General features: G+C 63.0%; 14 protein-coding genes. 9 read left to right on the forward strand and 5 right to left on the reverse strand.

Annotation, left to right across the window (positions count from 1 at the left end; all coding sequences use genetic code 11):
• Positions 1-493: 493 nt before the first annotated feature.
• Complete coding sequence (locus IGX34_RS20870) at positions 494-1,147, forward strand: glutathione S-transferase family protein (protein ID WP_192557691.1); 654 nt, start codon at positions 494-496, stop codon at positions 1,145-1,147.
• A gap of 242 nt (positions 1,148-1,389) precedes the next feature.
• The gene (locus IGX34_RS20875) at positions 1,390-2,148 is read left to right on the forward strand and encodes a hypothetical protein (protein WP_192557692.1); all 759 of its coding nucleotides are present in this window, start codon (positions 1,390-1,392) and stop codon (positions 2,146-2,148) included.
• A gap of 40 nt (positions 2,149-2,188) precedes the next feature.
• On the opposite strand, the gene IGX34_RS20880 is transcribed toward IGX34_RS20875, so the two are convergent.
• A complete protein-coding gene (locus tag IGX34_RS20880) occupies positions 2,189-3,019 on the reverse strand; it encodes a bifunctional helix-turn-helix transcriptional regulator/GNAT family N-acetyltransferase (RefSeq protein ID WP_238482213.1) in 831 nt (276 codons plus the stop codon).
• A gap of 552 nt (positions 3,020-3,571) precedes the next feature.
• Here IGX34_RS20880 and dbpA point away from each other — a divergent pair.
• The gene (gene dbpA, locus IGX34_RS20885) at positions 3,572-4,951 is read left to right on the forward strand and encodes an ATP-dependent RNA helicase DbpA (RefSeq protein ID WP_192557694.1); all 1,380 of its coding nucleotides are present in this window, start codon (positions 3,572-3,574) and stop codon (positions 4,949-4,951) included.
• 11 nt (positions 4,952-4,962) lie between these two features.
• On the opposite strand, the gene IGX34_RS20890 is transcribed toward dbpA, so the two are convergent.
• The 4 genes from IGX34_RS20890 to IGX34_RS20905 form a co-directional block, all read right to left on the reverse strand.
• Positions 4,963-5,145 carry a hypothetical protein gene (locus IGX34_RS20890; RefSeq protein ID WP_192557695.1) on the reverse strand — a complete coding sequence of 61 codons (183 nt, stop codon included), beginning with the start codon at positions 5,143-5,145 and terminating at the stop codon, positions 4,963-4,965.
• 98 nt (positions 5,146-5,243) lie between these two features.
• Positions 5,244-6,002 (reverse strand): sulfite exporter TauE/SafE family protein, encoded by a 759-nt coding sequence (locus IGX34_RS20895; protein WP_192557696.1) that lies wholly within the window; start codon positions 6,000-6,002, stop codon positions 5,244-5,246.
• A gap of 85 nt (positions 6,003-6,087) precedes the next feature.
• On the reverse strand, positions 6,088-6,756 hold the full coding sequence (locus IGX34_RS20900; protein ID WP_225737668.1) for a hypothetical protein: 669 nt from the start codon (positions 6,754-6,756) through the stop codon (positions 6,088-6,090).
• Positions 6,753-7,277 carry an RNA polymerase sigma factor gene (locus IGX34_RS20905; protein ID WP_192557697.1) on the reverse strand — a complete coding sequence of 175 codons (525 nt, stop codon included), beginning with the start codon at positions 7,275-7,277 and terminating at the stop codon, positions 6,753-6,755. Before IGX34_RS20905 ends, IGX34_RS20900 begins: the two co-directional genes overlap by 4 nt.
• A gap of 186 nt (positions 7,278-7,463) precedes the next feature.
• Here IGX34_RS20905 and IGX34_RS20910 point away from each other — a divergent pair, with 186 nt between their 5' ends.
• The 6 genes from IGX34_RS20910 to IGX34_RS20935 all read left to right on the forward strand — a co-directional run bounded on the left by IGX34_RS20910 (position 7,464) and on the right by IGX34_RS20935 (position 15,942).
• Positions 7,464-7,742, forward strand: coding sequence for a hypothetical protein (locus IGX34_RS20910; protein ID WP_192557698.1), 279 nt, complete (start codon positions 7,464-7,466; stop codon positions 7,740-7,742).
• Entirely contained in the window at positions 7,739-7,984 is a 246-nt protein-coding gene (locus IGX34_RS20915) for a hypothetical protein (protein ID WP_192557699.1), read from the forward strand. Before IGX34_RS20910 ends, IGX34_RS20915 begins: the two co-directional genes overlap by 4 nt.
• Entirely contained in the window at positions 7,981-9,540 is a 1,560-nt protein-coding gene (locus tag IGX34_RS20920) for a PepSY-associated TM helix domain-containing protein (protein WP_192557700.1), read from the forward strand. Before IGX34_RS20915 ends, IGX34_RS20920 begins: the two co-directional genes overlap by 4 nt.
• A gap of 70 nt (positions 9,541-9,610) precedes the next feature.
• The gene (locus IGX34_RS20925; RefSeq protein WP_192557701.1) at positions 9,611-11,779 is read left to right on the forward strand and encodes a TonB-dependent siderophore receptor; all 2,169 of its coding nucleotides are present in this window, start codon (positions 9,611-9,613) and stop codon (positions 11,777-11,779) included.
• Between the two features lie 155 nt (positions 11,780-11,934).
• Entirely contained in the window at positions 11,935-14,838 is a 2,904-nt protein-coding gene (locus IGX34_RS20930) for an autotransporter family protein (RefSeq protein ID WP_225737669.1), read from the forward strand.
• A 69-nt stretch (positions 14,839-14,907) separates the two neighbouring features.
• Positions 14,908-15,942, forward strand: coding sequence for a YncE family protein (locus tag IGX34_RS20935; RefSeq protein ID WP_192557702.1), 1,035 nt, complete (start codon positions 14,908-14,910; stop codon positions 15,940-15,942).
• The last annotated feature ends 217 nt before the right edge of the window (positions 15,943-16,159 follow it).

Raw genomic sequence — 16,159 nt, forward strand, 5'->3', positions numbered from 1 at the left:
CCCTGCGAGGAAAGCACCTCGGCCTCGCGCAGCTTGTGGATGATCTCTTCGGAACTAAAGCGTTTCTTGGGCATCGTCCAGTCTCCTCGTCATAAGTCTATGAACTTTGGATCTGGACCAGAAATTTCAGGTCAGCTCACAGCCAAGAAAAGCGTCAATATGGATGGAATATGGAAAACCGCCTTGCAAGAGGCGGTTTTTTTGTTTCTGGGTACGGGAGGCACCTTACTCCCATGGCATAGGGTGAATCCGCCCGTCTCATCGGATTTTTGGCATGCTCCCGACAGATTCACTCCAGCCCCGACAGCCACTTGCGACACGAAGCTGCGGTCGCTGGCCGGCCCAAGCATTCGAAACGAGGCATGTCGATTCCACGCCAGCCCATTCGTCGCCACTTCAAACAGGGCAAAAAGCCGCCCCATGTTGAAACCTATACTCGGCGCCCCGGCTCCCGACGATGGCACCGTGCAACGACGATCACCAGGAGACCCCGATGACTATCACCATTACCGCCTTTGAACGTTCGCCCGATGGCGGCATGGGTCTGGCGCGCGATACGCGCGTTCGCTGGGTACTGGAAGAAGCGGGGCTGCCCTACGAAGTTCGGGCTGTTTCATTCGCTGCGATGAAGGAGCCTGCGCATCTGGCCATTCATCCCTTTGGCCAGATTCCGACCTATGAGGAAGGCGATCTGGTGCTGTTCGAGTCGGGCTCGATCATTTTTCACGTCGCTTCGCAGCATGCAGGTTTATTGCCGGACGAGCCGAACGCCCGCGCACGCGCCATCACCTGGATGTTTGCTGCGCTCAATTCCGTGGAGCCACCGATTCTTGATTTGGTGACGGTCAGGCTCACCGAGGGCGACAAGCCCTGGAGCAAGGAACGCATGCCGCTGGTAGCGAATCGCATCCGCCATCGGTTGAACCAACTTGCGGCGCGCCTGGGCGATGCGGAATGGCTGGACGGCGCGTTCAGTGCGGGCGACCTGGTCATGGTGTCGGTGCTGCTCAGGACGAGGCCGTCGGGCATTTTGAATGAATTTCCCAGCCTGGCCGCGTATGTGGCTCGAGGCGAAGCGCGCCCGGCGTATAAGCGGGCGTTTGCGGCGCAATTGGCGTTCAACACGGCTCAGCCGGCGACCGGCTGAGCCCATTTGCTCTGTCGCCCAAGCGGATGTAGGGCACCAACCGACACGGCTGACGCTCACGCCGCAGCGCGTACGGAGACGATGGTATCGTGCATGCCACTAACAGGGGCACGGGTACCAGCTAATCCATTCGCCTGGCGCGGCAAAATCGCCAGAGCGCCCGGTTTGCATACCCGGAGAAAAAGCCGGCTCCTGCGACGGCCAGATCCCATCGGACCTGGCACCACTCAAGGAGCGCGCTCGTGGCACGTTATGACGATGAGCTGCAATCGGCCCTACCGGATCGTGCGGCAAAGCCTTATCTGGTTCTCGTCAGCGTCGCATTGATCACGTTTTCCCTGGTGACATGTTTTGCGGTTGCCTTGCACCGTCAACTGATCACGCTGGTATTGGTCCAGGTATGCCTGCCGTGGCTTCCGATAGTGCTGAAGCTGTATTTCAAGCATCGGGGCACGGCCGAGGAGAACGACGGCATCGTTGTCGGCACGCTGGTGGCTGCGCTCTTCGAGATCGTCGCCCTGCTCCTGCTCGCGTCTTCGCTGGCCGACCTCGTGCACGAGAACGTGGTTTTGATACCGGCCGCCCTGGTGGGGCTGTTGTGGTTGCTCGGGCTGTATGTCGCGTTCTTCGGTGGCGATGCTGACACGCGAGCGTCGCTTGCATTCAAAGATTGGTTCTTTGCGCTGTTGCTGTTCGGCATACTCGCTTTCGGTTATGGCTATGCCGCACTGAGCCTGGTCAATCGCATCGTGGATACAGGTGCGCCGGATATCTATCACAGCCAGATCGCCGGGAAATACACCACGTCCGGTAAAAGCGGCACGCATTACTACCTCAAACTGGCAGGCGGCCCGGATCCCGGCGGCTCCAATTTGCAGGTTGGCAGCGGGCAATATGCCGCCGCGCAAGCGGGCAACGTTGTCTGCGTTGCGGTCTATCCGGGCGCGCTGGGGTTTAGATGGATGCACAGCGTTGCGTGTCCGGACCAGGCCTCGCCATGACACGAGGCCGATGCCACTCGCACTGCGCTCGTCATTCGGTTTAGTGCGCGCGCAAGTCGAGCGTCCAGGTTTGTCCGACCAGATCCTTGCCAAAGGAATGGTGCCGATTTTCTTCGACCAGCACGAAACCAAACGCCTGATAGATTTTTCGTGCGGAGACCAAGTTGTCGTTGGTCCATAAGGTCAGCGTTTTATAGCCAAGCTCGCGCGCCCGCTCGATGCATCGATGGACCAGACGTGATCCAACACCGAGCCCGCGCGCGGAGGGTTCCACGTAAAGCAGGCGCAGCTTGGCAACCTCGGCATCCTGGCTTTTCATCAGAAAAATGGAACCCATCACCTCGCCATGATGTTCGGCCACCCAGGCATCTTCACGCGCGGGATCAAAGTATTTGGCGAAGTCGCCCAGGATCTGCGCAACCAGGCCTTCATAGGTCCAATCCCAACCATATTCCTGCTGATAAAGCAGTGCTTGCCGATGCGTGATCCAGCCCAGATCGCCCACCTTCAACGATCGCAGTTGCACCTCATCGGGGGATGCCTTGGTTCCCGACAGCAAGGTCTGGATTTCGTAGAGGTTCGCCGCCAACCGTTGCTGATGATGCGCAGGCAGCGGCGATACCAGATCCTCGATCTGCGCCTGCGTGCCCGCGTTCAACTGCTGAAAGGTCTGCTTGCCCTTCGCGGTCAGCGACAACAGTTTGTGCTTGCCGTGTTCGGGGCTGATCCGGCTTTTCACTAATCCGGTTTCCTGGAATCGCGCCACGATCCGGCTGATATGCGCCTTGTCCATGCCCAAGCTGCGGATGATGTCTGCCGCGGTCTGCTCCGGGATGTTTGCCAGCTCATAGAGCACGCGCCCCTCGGCCAAGGTGAATGCGCTGCCGGGAAGAAATTTGGAGAGCAGGCCGATATGGCGCGTGTAGAAGCGGTTGAAGCTTCTGACCCGATCGACGAGGTGGGATTGCATGGGCTGCGTCCTATGTTGTCAGATACAACATAGGTCAAGGCTGCCGCTTGTGCAATGCCCCTGGAAGACCGGCCCGGCGGGGTCTCCGATAATTTTGAGCGGGATTACATCCTATTAACGAACTTGTCGGTATAGTTACCTCCATGTCGTGAGACATCAGTCCCGCCGCTGGGTCTGGCCTCCCCTCCCGCCCCAGCAAACAAGATGGATGACCCTGAAGCCCGCAGGCTCCCCTTGCGGGCTTTTTAATGCCGGTATCATGTAAGGCCTTTCGTCGCCGGCTCCCGGCACCCATCGCTGTTCAACGGCCTCCAGGCCGATCCAGGAAACCCCGCCGGGCCCGCGTGATAGCGGTTTGCTTATGCCTGCGGGGCTCTCGTATCGCGCCAACCAGCAGCCCACCAAGGGATAGCTGGATCTGGAATACCGCAGGCAGCCCACTCGCGATTCGATATGACTGCCTTCAATACCCTGCCCCTGAAGCCCGAGCTGCTCGCCAGCGTTGAAACGCTCGGCTACCGCCAAATGACGCCGATCCAGGCGCAAAGCCTTCCGGCCATGCTGGAGGGGCGCGATGTGATCGCCCAGGCCCAGACCGGCAGCGGCAAGACCGCAGCATTCGGCCTGAGCCTGCTGCAAACGCTGAGCGTGGAAACCATCCGCCTGCAGGTGCTGGTGCTTTGCCCTACGCGCGAGCTGGCCGATCAGGTAAGCAAGGCCATTCGCAAGCTCGCCGCGAATATTCCCAACGTGAAACTGCTGACTCTGTGCGGCGGCATGCCGCTGGGGCCGCAGTTGGCCTCGCTGACGCACGATCCGCATATCGTGGTGGGCACGCCCGGCCGCGTGCAGGAACATCTCAAGCGCGGCAGCCTGCATGGCGGCGGCATCAAGGTGCTGGTGCTGGACGAGGCCGACCGCATGCTGGACATGGGCTTCAGCGAAGCGATCGATGACATCGTGGGGCGCATTGCCAAGCATCACCAGACACTGCTGTTTTCAGCCACCTACCCTGCCGCCATCCGCGAAGTCAGTGCGCGCGTGCAACGCGAGCCGGTGGAAATCACCGTGGAAGCGCCGGCGCAGGCCAAGGCGGCGATCGAGCAGCAATTCGTCGAGGTGGATCCCGCCCGCAAGCTCGATGCCCTGGCTCAATTGCTCAGCGGCGAACGCGGCCAGCATGCACTGGTGTTCTGCAATATGCGGCGCGATGTGGATGCGGTGGCGGAAGAACTGGATCGCCGCGGTTTCTCTGCGCTGGCCCTGCATGGCGACATGGAACAACGCGATCGCGACGAAGTGCTGGTGCAGTTCGCCAACCGCAGCTGCGCCGTGCTGGTGGCCACCGATGTGGCAGCGCGCGGACTGGACATCACCGCCTTGCCGCTGGTGATCAGCTACGACGTGGCGCACGATCCCGATACGCATACCCACCGCATCGGCCGTACCGGCCGGGCCGGGCAAACCGGCCTGGCCATCACGCTGAGCACGCCGCGCGAATTGCCCAAAACCGAAAACATCGAACAAGCGCTCGGCCAGCCGCTGCCGTGGCGTGCGCTGAATGTGTCGGCGCCACGCGGCAAGACCCTGAACCTGGCACCGATGAAAACCCTGGTGATCGATGCCGGCCGCCAGGACAAGCTGCGCCCCGGCGACATCCTCGGCGCCTTGACCGGTGATGCAGGCCTGGACGCCAACGACGTCGGCAAGATCGATGTTTTCGCCACGCGCGCCTACGTGGCGATCAGCCGGCCGCTGGCCAACAAGGCGCTGGAACGCCTGCGCGCCGGCAAGGTCAAGGGACGCAATTTCCGCATCCGCACGCTGCGCTGATCAGGGCGCGGCTAGCGCGGCCGCTTTTTTTCGGCCTTGGGCTTTTCTGGCGCCGTGCCGGGATGCGTCGCATCGCGGGCAAAACTGTTGGTCGATTTAAAATCCTTGGCCTGCTCGACGACAGAAACAACTTTGGCGCCGGAATAAACTGAATGGATGGTCGCGGCCGTTAAGGGTTTGGATGTGTCGCTCATTCGAACGTCCAGCTCATTACTGAAAGAATCGTTCACTCTACTCCTAATGGGCCCCCTTACGCAGGCGGGGGTCTGCGCGGCCACCCGGGCCCGTTTTTTTATTTCAGCAGGAACAAACCCACGGTCAGCGCCACCCCGATAGCTACGATCGCGATACGCAGTACTTTCTCGTTGACCCGGTGCAGTAAGTGCGCACCGAGCTGGCCGCCCACGATCGCCGGAATCGCCACACAGCCGATCAAGGGCCAGGGCAGCGTCCGCGCCTGCACCAGGAAGATCGCCACGGCCGACGCATTCATCACCGCCGCCAGCACGTTTTTGGTCGCCCCTGCCACCCGCACGCCAAGGCCGGCGGCGGTCAGCGCGGCCAGCATCAAGATGCCGATGCCGCCGCCGAAATAACCGCCGTAGATGGCAATGCAGAACTGCACCAGCATGGCGGCGTGCCGGCCCAGCGCCGGCTTTGCGCCATGGGCAGCGGGTTTTCTGAAAAAGCTGCCCCAGGCAAACACCACCGTGGCGAACAACACCAGGAACGGCACCAGCCGGGTAAAGACGCTCACCGGGGTTACCAGCAACAACACCGCGCCCAAGGCGCCGCCGACCAGGCTGATGCCGAACAGCATGCGGAACGACAAGCCTTCGGCGCCCGCCACATCCGCGCGGCCGGCCAGTCCCGTGGTGACCTGCCCGGGAAACAGGGCGATGGTGGAGGCGATATTGGCCAGGCGCGGATCGAGGCCGGCAAACAACAAGGCTGGAAAGGTGAGAAAGGAGCCCCCGCCGGCCAGCGCGTTCTGCACGCCGGCAACCAATGACGCAAGCATCAACAGCAGCCAGGACTCATTCGGATGCATAAGAGATCAGGACGTCGCTAAGCGGGTCCGGCCATAGTGCCTGTCCGGACCCACGTCTGGAAATCCCAGCCGCGCCCCGCTGCCTTCACTCCCGCTCAAACCGCGCAATCTCCTCCAGCATCGCCTCGGCCCGCTTCACGCTGTTGCCGGCGAAGCTGTCTTCCAGCTGGCGGCGAAATCCCAGCCGGCAAATCAGCGCATAGGCGATCCCGACAAACACCAGCGACAGCACCGCGCACGGCAGCAGCCAGGTGAGGGAATGCGACAGCTGGCTCCACAAGTCGACCCCGGCGCGATCCGCCGCGTACTGGAACAACATCAGCATCGCCGGAATCCAGATCAGGCTGCCGAGCACGGCAAATACCGGTGCTTCCACCTTCACCCGCCATGCACGCAACTGGGCAAGACGACGCTGGATCTCCAGCACCGGGGCGGCATAGTCGATGGTCTGCGCCAGCGACAACACGCGCGCCGGAAAAATGATCGCCAAGGTGCCGAAAACCTGCATGGCGATGCCGCACGCCATCGCCTGCCAGATATGCAGATGGCTGGACCAGAACCCGATCCCCCACAGCGCCATGGCAATGCCCAGCAGTAATTGCAACGACTGCCCCCACAGCAGCGGGCGCACGCCGCGGCGCAGCCGCTCCGCCTGATGGGTGCGGAAAATCTGCCAACTCAGCGTCTGCTGCTGCGCCAGCTGCTGATTGAGCGCCAGCCACGCCTGTTTCATCTCGTCCAGTTCCATATTCATGCTCCCGCCATGGCCGCGCCGGTCATTTGCCCGCGCAGCGTTTGTTTGATGCGGCCGATCTTGGTGGCCACGTTGGTTTCGCTGATGCCGAGAATGTCGGCGATCTCCGCATAGCTCTTGTCTTCCAGATAAAGCAGGATCAGCGCGCGATTGAGCGCATCGAGCTGGCCGATAAAGGCATACAGCGCAGCCAGCCGCTCATCGGCTTCGGGCAGCGGATCGGCGTGCAGGCTGTCCAGGTGATGTTGTTCCAGCGGTTCCAGCCTGCCGCTGCCGGGGCCGCTGGTTTTGCGCAGCTGCGAAATCGCCACATTCAGCGCCACGCGATACAGCCAGGTCGAAAACTTCGCCTTGCCCGGATCGAAGCGGGCGAACGAGCGCCAGGCCTGCAGGCCGATCTCCTGCGCCAGGTCGCGCCGGTCTTCGGCATGCTGCGCATACAGCCCGGCCACTTTGAACACGATGCCCTCGTGCTCGCGCAGCAGGTCCTGGAAATGTCGGCGGTCGGCGCGGTTGCTCATGTCCCCATGATTCGCTGTGAAGGGAAAAAAATCACAGCCCCAAGGGCGGCCCGCCAGCGACCCAGCCCGGCAGCGGGTTGACATACTTTTCACCAATGAGAATAATTCCCATTAACTAATTGTCATATACCGCCGATCGCGCTGCGCCAAGGAGCACCGCGAGGCGGCCGACTGGGACTCCGCTGCATGATGATCTGCGCTTTTTTGCTGGGCTTTTTGGGCGCAGTGGCGATCTACCTCACCCATCCCCAGCAGCGCCTGCTGGGCCGTCCGCTGACGGCCACGGCCCGGCTGGCCGGCATGGCGCTGATTGTTGCCAGCGTATGGAGCTGGTGCGCGGCGGGTGGCGTGGCCGCGGGTGTAAGCGGCGCGCTGACCTCGCTGATGCTGGCCTGGGTGGCGCTGCCCTATGCCGCCTGGTGGCGCAACAAGCAGCTCGCCACGCTCAGGAAAGGATCGCCATGATCGGTCGCTGCGTGGCCGGCGTGCTGCTCGGTTTTCCCCTCGCTGCGGCGCTGCTGCGCCTGTTCCTGCACGCGCTGCCCAACGATGGCGCGGATTGGCTGATCCCGGTGCTGATTCTGTTTTTTCCGTTGTGGATGGCCTTGATCAGCGGCGCCTTCGCCTTTCGCAACGCCGGGCGTGCATGGGTGACGCTGGGCAGCGCGACTATCGCGGCGTTTTTCGCCTTGTGGCTGGCCCGATGAAAGCCGCCACACTGCGCACCTTCCAGACCGTGCATACCTGGACCGGTTTGCTCGCCGGCTTCGCGCTGTTCGTGGCGTTTTATGCCGGCGCGCTCACCGTCTTTCACGATGCGATCGCCGCCTGGCAAAACCCGCCCTGGCACAGCGCGCGCGATGCGGATATTCCGCTCAGCCAATTGATCGATCGGCTGGTGGCCGAGCATCCGCAGGCGAAAGACGATTTCGGCATCGTGCTTCCGCCCGACCCCGCGCACGCCGCGTATGCCTATTGGGAGGATGCGCAGGGCACGCGTTTCGCCACCTATAGCGAAATGAGCAAGCCCCGCGACGAAGCCAATCGCGGCAGCCTGGCGGACTTTATCTACGCCCTACACGATTCGCTCGGCATTCCGGTCGCCGGGCTTTATCTGATGGGCATCGTCAGCGTGCTGTACGGGTTGGCGCTGATTTCCGGCTTCCTGATCCATCTGCCGCATCTGCTCAGCGACCTGTTCGCCATGCGCGTAGGCCACAACCTCAAACGGCTGTGGCAAGACGCGCACAACGCCATCGGCGTGGTGAGCCTGCCGTTCCATATCATCTTCGCCGTCACCGGTTCGATTCTCTGCCTGTTCACCATCACGCTGGCCGCGCTCAATACGCTGGCCTTCGACGGCAAGCTGTACGGCGCGTTTGCCCAGGCCGTCACCACCGCACCGACGCTGACGGCCAGCCACACGCCCGCCGCCATGCTGCCGCCGCAAGTGTTGATCGATCGCGCCAGGCAGGCTTCCGTGGCCGGCGGCGTCACCAGCTTCGAGCCCGATTATCTGCACTACATGCGCTATGGCGACCGCACTGCGGTAGCCGAAGTGCGCGGTCTCTCGCAGCACACGCTCGGCACCTACGGCACGGTGGCGCTGTCGGCGGTGGATGGCACGGTGCTGTCCACGCATGTCGGCAGCCTGCACACCATCAACGGCATCACCAACTCGGCCATGTACGGCCTGCATTTCGGCACCTTCGGCGGCAACCTGGTGCGCTGGCTTTATTTCGTGTTGGGGCTGGCCGGTGCGTTTTTGTTTTATTCGGGCAATCTGTTGTGGATCGAATCGCGGCGCAAACGCCGCCATGCCGATCAGCCCAAGCGCACGCGCGTGATGGCGCGCGCCACCATCGGCGTGTGCATCGGCAGCTGCCTGGGTATTTCCGGCGCGTTTGCCGCCACGATGATCGCGGCGCGGCTGGATCTTGATGTGGCGATAGCACAACAAGCCGCGTGCTACGGCCTGTTCTTCGCCGCCTGCCTGTATGCCTGCCTGCGGTCGATTCCGCGCGCCACGGTGGAATTGCTGGCCGCGACCAGCGCACTGACGCTCGCCGTGGCCGTGGCCGATCTGCTCGCCAACGCATCTTCACTGATGCATGCCAGTTCGCCGCAGGCGCTGGCTGTGCTCGGTGTCGATGCGATAGGCCTGCTGCTTGGCCTGGTGTTTGCGATGTTCGCGCGTGCCGCCGCACGCCGCGCGCGCCATGGCGATCCGCGCAGCGTCTGGGCGCTTGCTGCCGCCTCCTAGTTTTTCTGTTTTGCCCTCTCTGATCGGCCAGCCATCGCCAGCCGGACAACCATTTCGCAAGGAGTTCCCCATGTCCGTGGCCGCCCGCCGTCACGCTCTGCATCGCTTTGGCTCGCGCCGCCTGCTGGCCGCGCTGATTGTTTCCGCGCTGACCCTCGGCGCGGCGCATGCCGACGACAACGATCCGCAAAATGCCAAGGTGCTCGACCAGGTCAGCGTCACCGCCACCAGTCCGCTGGATGTCTACCACGCCACCGACGCGAACACCGGCGCGCTCGGCGCACGCAGCCTGCTCGATACGCCTTTCAGCATCGACGCAGTCACCGCGGACTTGATGCAGAACCGCCAGTCGATCGATATCAACGAAGCCTTCGCCGCCGATGCCGGCGTCACGCCGCTGTCCAACGGCTACACCGGCGAATCGTCCGGCATTGCCGTGCGCGGCCTGCCGGTGGATCTGCTCAACGGCTACAAGATGGATGGCCTGTCGATTCCGAGCTGGGGCAGCGATCTGCCGCTGGAAGCCTTCAGCCAGATCGAATTGCTGAAAGGTCCCGGCGGCTTCATGTACGGCTTCGGCCAGCCCGGCGGCATTCTCAATTTCGTATCCAAGCAGCCCACGCTGAAGCCGTATGCGAGCTTTACCCTGGGCTACATGTCCGATGGCGTGTTGCGCGAAGCAGCCGACTTGGGTGGCACCTTCGGTGGCCAGGGCGGCTGGGGCTATCGCATCAATCTGGTGCATGAAGACGGCAACACCTTTGTCGACGATGGCCATATTCGCCGCAACGCCGCCTCGCTGGCGTTGACCAAGGACATCACGTCGAACCTGCATTGGCATTTCAACAGCATCTACCAGGACCGCGATGTGCGCGGCACCTATTACGGCATCATCCTGGGCCAGGATTACGGCTATACCCTGCCCGAACCGGTACGCACGCCCACGCCGCTGCCGGGCGACCAGCGCGTCAGCCAGCCGTATACCGGCTACCAGACCACCTACCGCGTCGCCAATACCGGCGTGGTTTGGGATATCTCGCCCGACTGGAGCTTCCACCTCGATTACAGCTACGCCAAGCAGACGCGCGAAAACGGCGACAGCGCGCTGATCCTGATGGATAACCAGGGCAGCTACACCGACGTCAATTACACCGGCTACTCGCGCTACAACTTCCAGCAGTGGCAAGGCATGTTCAACGGCACGGTGATGACCGGCGACATCAAGCACGAGCTGGTGTTCGGCGCGTCCTGGCAGGCGCTGGACGAACACTATCCGGAAGGCTTCAGCATCAGCCCGGTGCTGGGCAGCGGCAATCTGTTCGACGCGCCGATCTTCCCCAATCCGGACGTGCCGACCAACCGCGCCAACTACCTGGCGGAAACCACCACGCAGCGCGCGCTGTTCGCCAGCGATACGGTGACGTTCTCGCCGCAGTGGTCGGCCCTGCTCGGCCTGCGCTACATGGAATACATCGACACCGCATACAACCAGGGCAGCAGTACGCCGAGTGCGCGCTACAGCAAGAATCCGGTCACGCCCACCGCCGCGCTGATGTACAAGCCGATCGCGCCGGTCACCTTGTATGCCAGCTATGTGCAGTCGCTGGAGCAATCCAGCAGCGCGCCGGAAACCGCAGTCAACGCGTACCAGACCTTCGGCCCCACCACCAGCAAGCAATTTGAAATCGGCGCCAAAACCGAATTCGACAGCTGGAGCACCAACCTCGCCCTGTTCCAGGTGCAGCGCGGCCTGCAATACCTCACCAGCGACAACGTCTATGTGCAGAACGGCCAGACCCGCTACCAGGGCCTGGATTTCTCCGCGCAGACACGCCTGGGCCAGAACTGGACCCTGATGGGCGGCGTGATGTACCTCGACGCTACCAATCAGCGCGCCGCCGCCGATGTGAATGGCAAGCGCGCTTACGGCGCACCGCGCTTGCAGGGCAATGTCTACGTGGAATACGCCGTGCCGCAGGTGCCTGGCCTGTTCTTTACCGGCGGTGCGCGCTATGTGGGCAACGAGGCGATCGAGGCGAGCAATGCCAACTTCGTTGCGGCGTATCACACCTTCGACCTGGGCGCGCGCTACAGCACCACGCTGGGCAGCCATGCCATCACCTATCGCGTGGGCCTGGACAACCTCACCAACGAGAAATACTGGCTCACCAGCTGGGGCTTCATTCTCAACCAGGGTACCCCGCGCACGGTGCGGGCCAGCGTGACCTTTACGCTGTAAGAGGCTGATTGCCCGCCGGTTTTCACGGCGCTTTGACAGCCGAAGTTCCACAAACGCGACAGCCGCAATTTCTTGCATACGAAAGGGTGCAGCACTAGCTGCACCCTAACCGGCCACCTGATGGATATCAGGGCCACACTGCAGGGAGATACGCCATGTCGCGTAAGCATCGTGCAAGATCTGCCCCCGCCCCGCGTTTGCTGCATGCCTACGCCGCACTGCCGGCGCTGTGGCTTTCCATGTTTCACCCGAGCGCGGTGTATGCCGCGTGCACCAACAACGCACCGGCCAGCGGCACCACGGTCACCTGCAGCGGCAGTGGCGTGGCCCCGGTCACCGCGCAAAGCGGCAGCAGCAATGTCACCGTCAACATCGCCAGCGATGTGAACTTCGCCAACACACGCGCCGTCAATCCGGTGTCCTTCAGCGTCGATCACAGCAGCCAGATCACCAACAGCGGCGCGCTCAGCCTTGGCGGCGGTGGCGGCAGTGGCACCAATCGCGGCGCCGCACTGCTCGGTACCGGCAACAGCAACACGTTGATCAACGCCACCGGCGCCAGCATCACCACCACCGGCGCCTATAACGACGGCATGGCCGCCAACGGCACCGGCAATACGCTGGTCAACAACGGCAGCATCTCCACCGCCGGCCCAAACGCCTATGGCATGACGGCAGCATGGGGCCAAACCAATACCGGCCAAGCCAGCAACAACCTGACCAATACCGGCGCCATCACCACCGCCGGCAGCAATGCGCGCGCCATGTCGATCCTCGGCCAGAGCGGCACCATCACCAACAGCGGCAGCTTGCTCACAACTGGTGCCAGCAGCACCACCGCGTATCTGCAAGGCAATAACGACAAGCTGGTGAACAGCGGCACCATCCAGGCGCAGGGCAGCAGCGCAGATGCCGTGTTTTCCAATACGGCTGGCTCGGGTTTCTCGGCCACCACCCAGAACCTTGCCGGCGGCAAGATCATCGCCCAGTCGGGTGCTGCCGTGCGCACGCTCAACGGCACCAGCACGGTCACCAACGCCGGCCTGCTGCAAAGTAATAGCGGCGTGGCCGTGCAAATGGGCACCGGCCTCAACACGCTGATCCTGCAGACCGGCTCGCAAATCATCGGCTCGGCCGATGGCGGCGGCGGCAGTGCGAGCACCGTGATCCTGCAAGGCACCGGCAGTGTCACCAATGCGTTTACGCGCTTTCAGACCTTGCAGGCGCAAGGCAGCGACTGGAGCTGGAGCGGCAGCGGCGCGTTCAATACCGCACAGATCCAGGGCACCTTCAATCTCACCGGCACGGTCAGCGGTGCCGGTGCTGCTACCGATACGCTCACCTTCAATGGCGCCACCGTCACCGGCGTGGCCGGCTTTACCGACTGGCCTACGGTTACGGTCAGCAACGGTACGCAACTGACCATGGATGGCACCCTCGCGGTCGGCAATGCCAGCGGCGGAACCGGCACGGTCAATATCGATGCCAGCAGCACCCTGCTCGCCGGCAACGGCGCGAACGGCGGCATCGGTCCGCATACCAGCGGCCAACTGGTCAATGTCAGCAATGCCGGCACCATCGATCTCACCAACGGCGGCGCGACCGCCGCCAACACCTTCACCATCACCGGCAACTACACCGGCAATAACGCCAAGCTGCTGCTCAATACCGTGCTCGGCACCGATACCTCGCCTTCCGACAAATTGGTGATCAGCGGCGGCACCGGCAGCGGCAACACCGCCATCCATGTCAACAATGCCGGCGGCCTCGGCGGCCTTACCACCACCAACGGCATCATGCTGGTCGAAGCAGCCAACGGCGCGAGCATTGCATCCAGCGCTTTCAGCTTGAACGGCGGTTCGATCCAGGCCGGCGCCTATACGTATTACCTGTTCGAAGGCGGCGTGACACCAGGCACCTCAAACAACTGGTATCTGCGCTCCAGCCTGCCGCCGGAGAGCAGCACCAGCGGCACGCCGTCACCCACACCGACGCCAACGCCAACACCCACACCAACCCCTTCGCCCACCGCGCCCATCGCCGCGGAAGGCACGCCACCGCTGCCCACACCACCACCTGCCGGCGATCCGCCGAGTGTGTTCTATCGCCCGGAAGTGGCGCTCGATTCCGCCATTCCCTCGGTGGCCATGCAAATGGGTTTACTGCAATTGGGTACCTTCGACCAGCGCCAGGGCGGCCAGCTGCTGGTCAATGGCGATGGCTGGGCGCCGGCCGGATGGGTGCGCGTGCTGGGCTCGCACAACGATCAGCAACAAAGCGGCGGCGCCACGCCACGCTTCGACGGCGATATGGAAGGTGCGCAGGCCGGCCACGATGTGTTTGCGTTCGAAGGCGCCAGCGGCTGGCGCGAACATATCGGCCTGCTGATCGGCTACACCCACGCCAACGGCGCCGTCGACGGCAATGTAGGCGGCTTCGACAATCTGCGCGCAGGCGACCTGCACAGCCATGGCGACAGCGTCGGCGCGTACTGGACGCACATCACCGCCTCCGATGCGTACGTGGACGCGGTGCTGATGGGCACCTGGTTCAACACCCGCGCCAACTCCATCCAGGGCTTCCAGAACAGCACGCGCGGACGCTCAGTAAGCGCCTCGCTGGAAACCGGCAAGCCGATCAAGCTCGGTGCGCAACTGGTACTGGAACCGCAGGCGCAGGTGATCATGCAGCACATCACCACCGATGGCTTCCAGGATCCGGTATCCAGCGTGGCCTTCAACGCCACCAACACCGTTACCGGCCGCGTCGGCGCGCGCCTGCTCGGCGATTTTGCCCAGGATGTGCAGCACTGGCAGCCGTATCTGAAGCTCAACCTGTGGCGCAATTTCCATCGCGACTACAACACCGTGTTCGCCGGCACCGATGCCATTCCCACCAATTTCGCCGGCACCTCGCTGGAATTCGGCGGTGGCATCAGCGCCACGCTGAGCGAGCATGTGAGCTTCTATAGCGAAGCCAGCTATCTGCACAATATCGACAGCCTGCACCGGCGCGGCGCCATGGCCGATCTTGGCCTGCGCATCCGCTGGGGCCGATAGGGCGGCCCCTAAGGGAGCGATAAGTAAGCCGGGGCAAGCTTGGCGCACTTCCCAGACCGAGCTTGCCCCATGCGTCGATCCCCGTTGTTCACCGTCCTGCTTGCCGCACTGGCCGGCATCAGCACCGCACCCTCCATCGCCGCCGATGCCGCGCCCGCGCCTTACCAGGTCATCCACCGGCTGAAACTCGGCGGCAGCGGCGGCTGGGATTACCTCAACTTCGACGCCCAGCGCCGGCATCTGTTCGTCAGCCGCGGCGACCATGTGCTGGTGGTCGATGTGGATGCCGACAAGCAGATCGGCAGCATCGCCAATACCAGCGGCGTGCACGGCATCGCCCTTGCGCAGGATCTGCACCGCGGTTTCACCAGCAACGGCAAGGCCGATTCGGTGACGGTGTTCGACCTGGATACGCTCAAGACCGTGGCCACCGTCACCGGCACCGGTCAGAAGCCGGACGCCATTCTTTATGACGATGCCTCGCACCATGTGTTCACCTTCAACGGCAAGAGCGGCAACGCCAGCGTGATCGATCCGGCCAGCAACCGCGTGATCGCCACCATCGCCCTGCCCGGCAAGCCTGAGTTTGCCGCCACCGACAACGCCGGGCATGTCTACGCCAACATCGAAGACAAAGCCGAACTGGTGGCGATCGACAGCCGCAGCAACAAAGTGCTCAACACCTGGTCGCTGGCACCGTGCGAATCACCGAGCGGGTTGGCGATGGATGTGGCGCACCGGCGGCTGTTCTCGGTGTGCGACAACCAGACCATGACCGTGTTGAATGCCGATAACGGCCAGCGGGTTGCCAGCGTGGCGATTGGCGACGGTCCGGATGCGGTCAGCTTCGATCCGGGCGAAGGCATGATTTACAGCTCCAACGGCGAGAGCGGCACGCTGACGGTGATTCACGAAGACGATGCGGATCATTACCGCGTGGTGGCCAATGTGCCGACGCAGGCCAGTGCGCGGACGCAGGCGCTGGATCCGCTCAAGCATCGGGTTTATTTGTCGGCGGTGCAGCTTGGGACGGGGAAGGATGCGCGTGGCAGGCCGGTGGCGGTGGCGGATAGCTTTAGTGTTTTGACGGTGGGTAAGCATTGAGCCTGGCGGGCTGGGGGGAGATTTGTTGGGTTACGCTGCGCTAACCCAACCTACCTATCCCCGTAGAGTTGGTTTGGGGGGCGAGTAAACACGCCATGCGAAGCTCTGCTCCCTCTTCCCTCCGGGGAGAGGGTTGGGGTGAGGGGTCACGGCTTGCCCCAACATACATACGTGCGTGAAGTGCTCTACGCCAATCTTCCAAACACCGCGCGAGGTT

This window comes from Dyella acidiphila (assembly GCF_014863405.1).
GTDB lineage: Bacteria > Pseudomonadota > Gammaproteobacteria > Xanthomonadales > Rhodanobacteraceae > Dyella_B > Dyella_B acidiphila.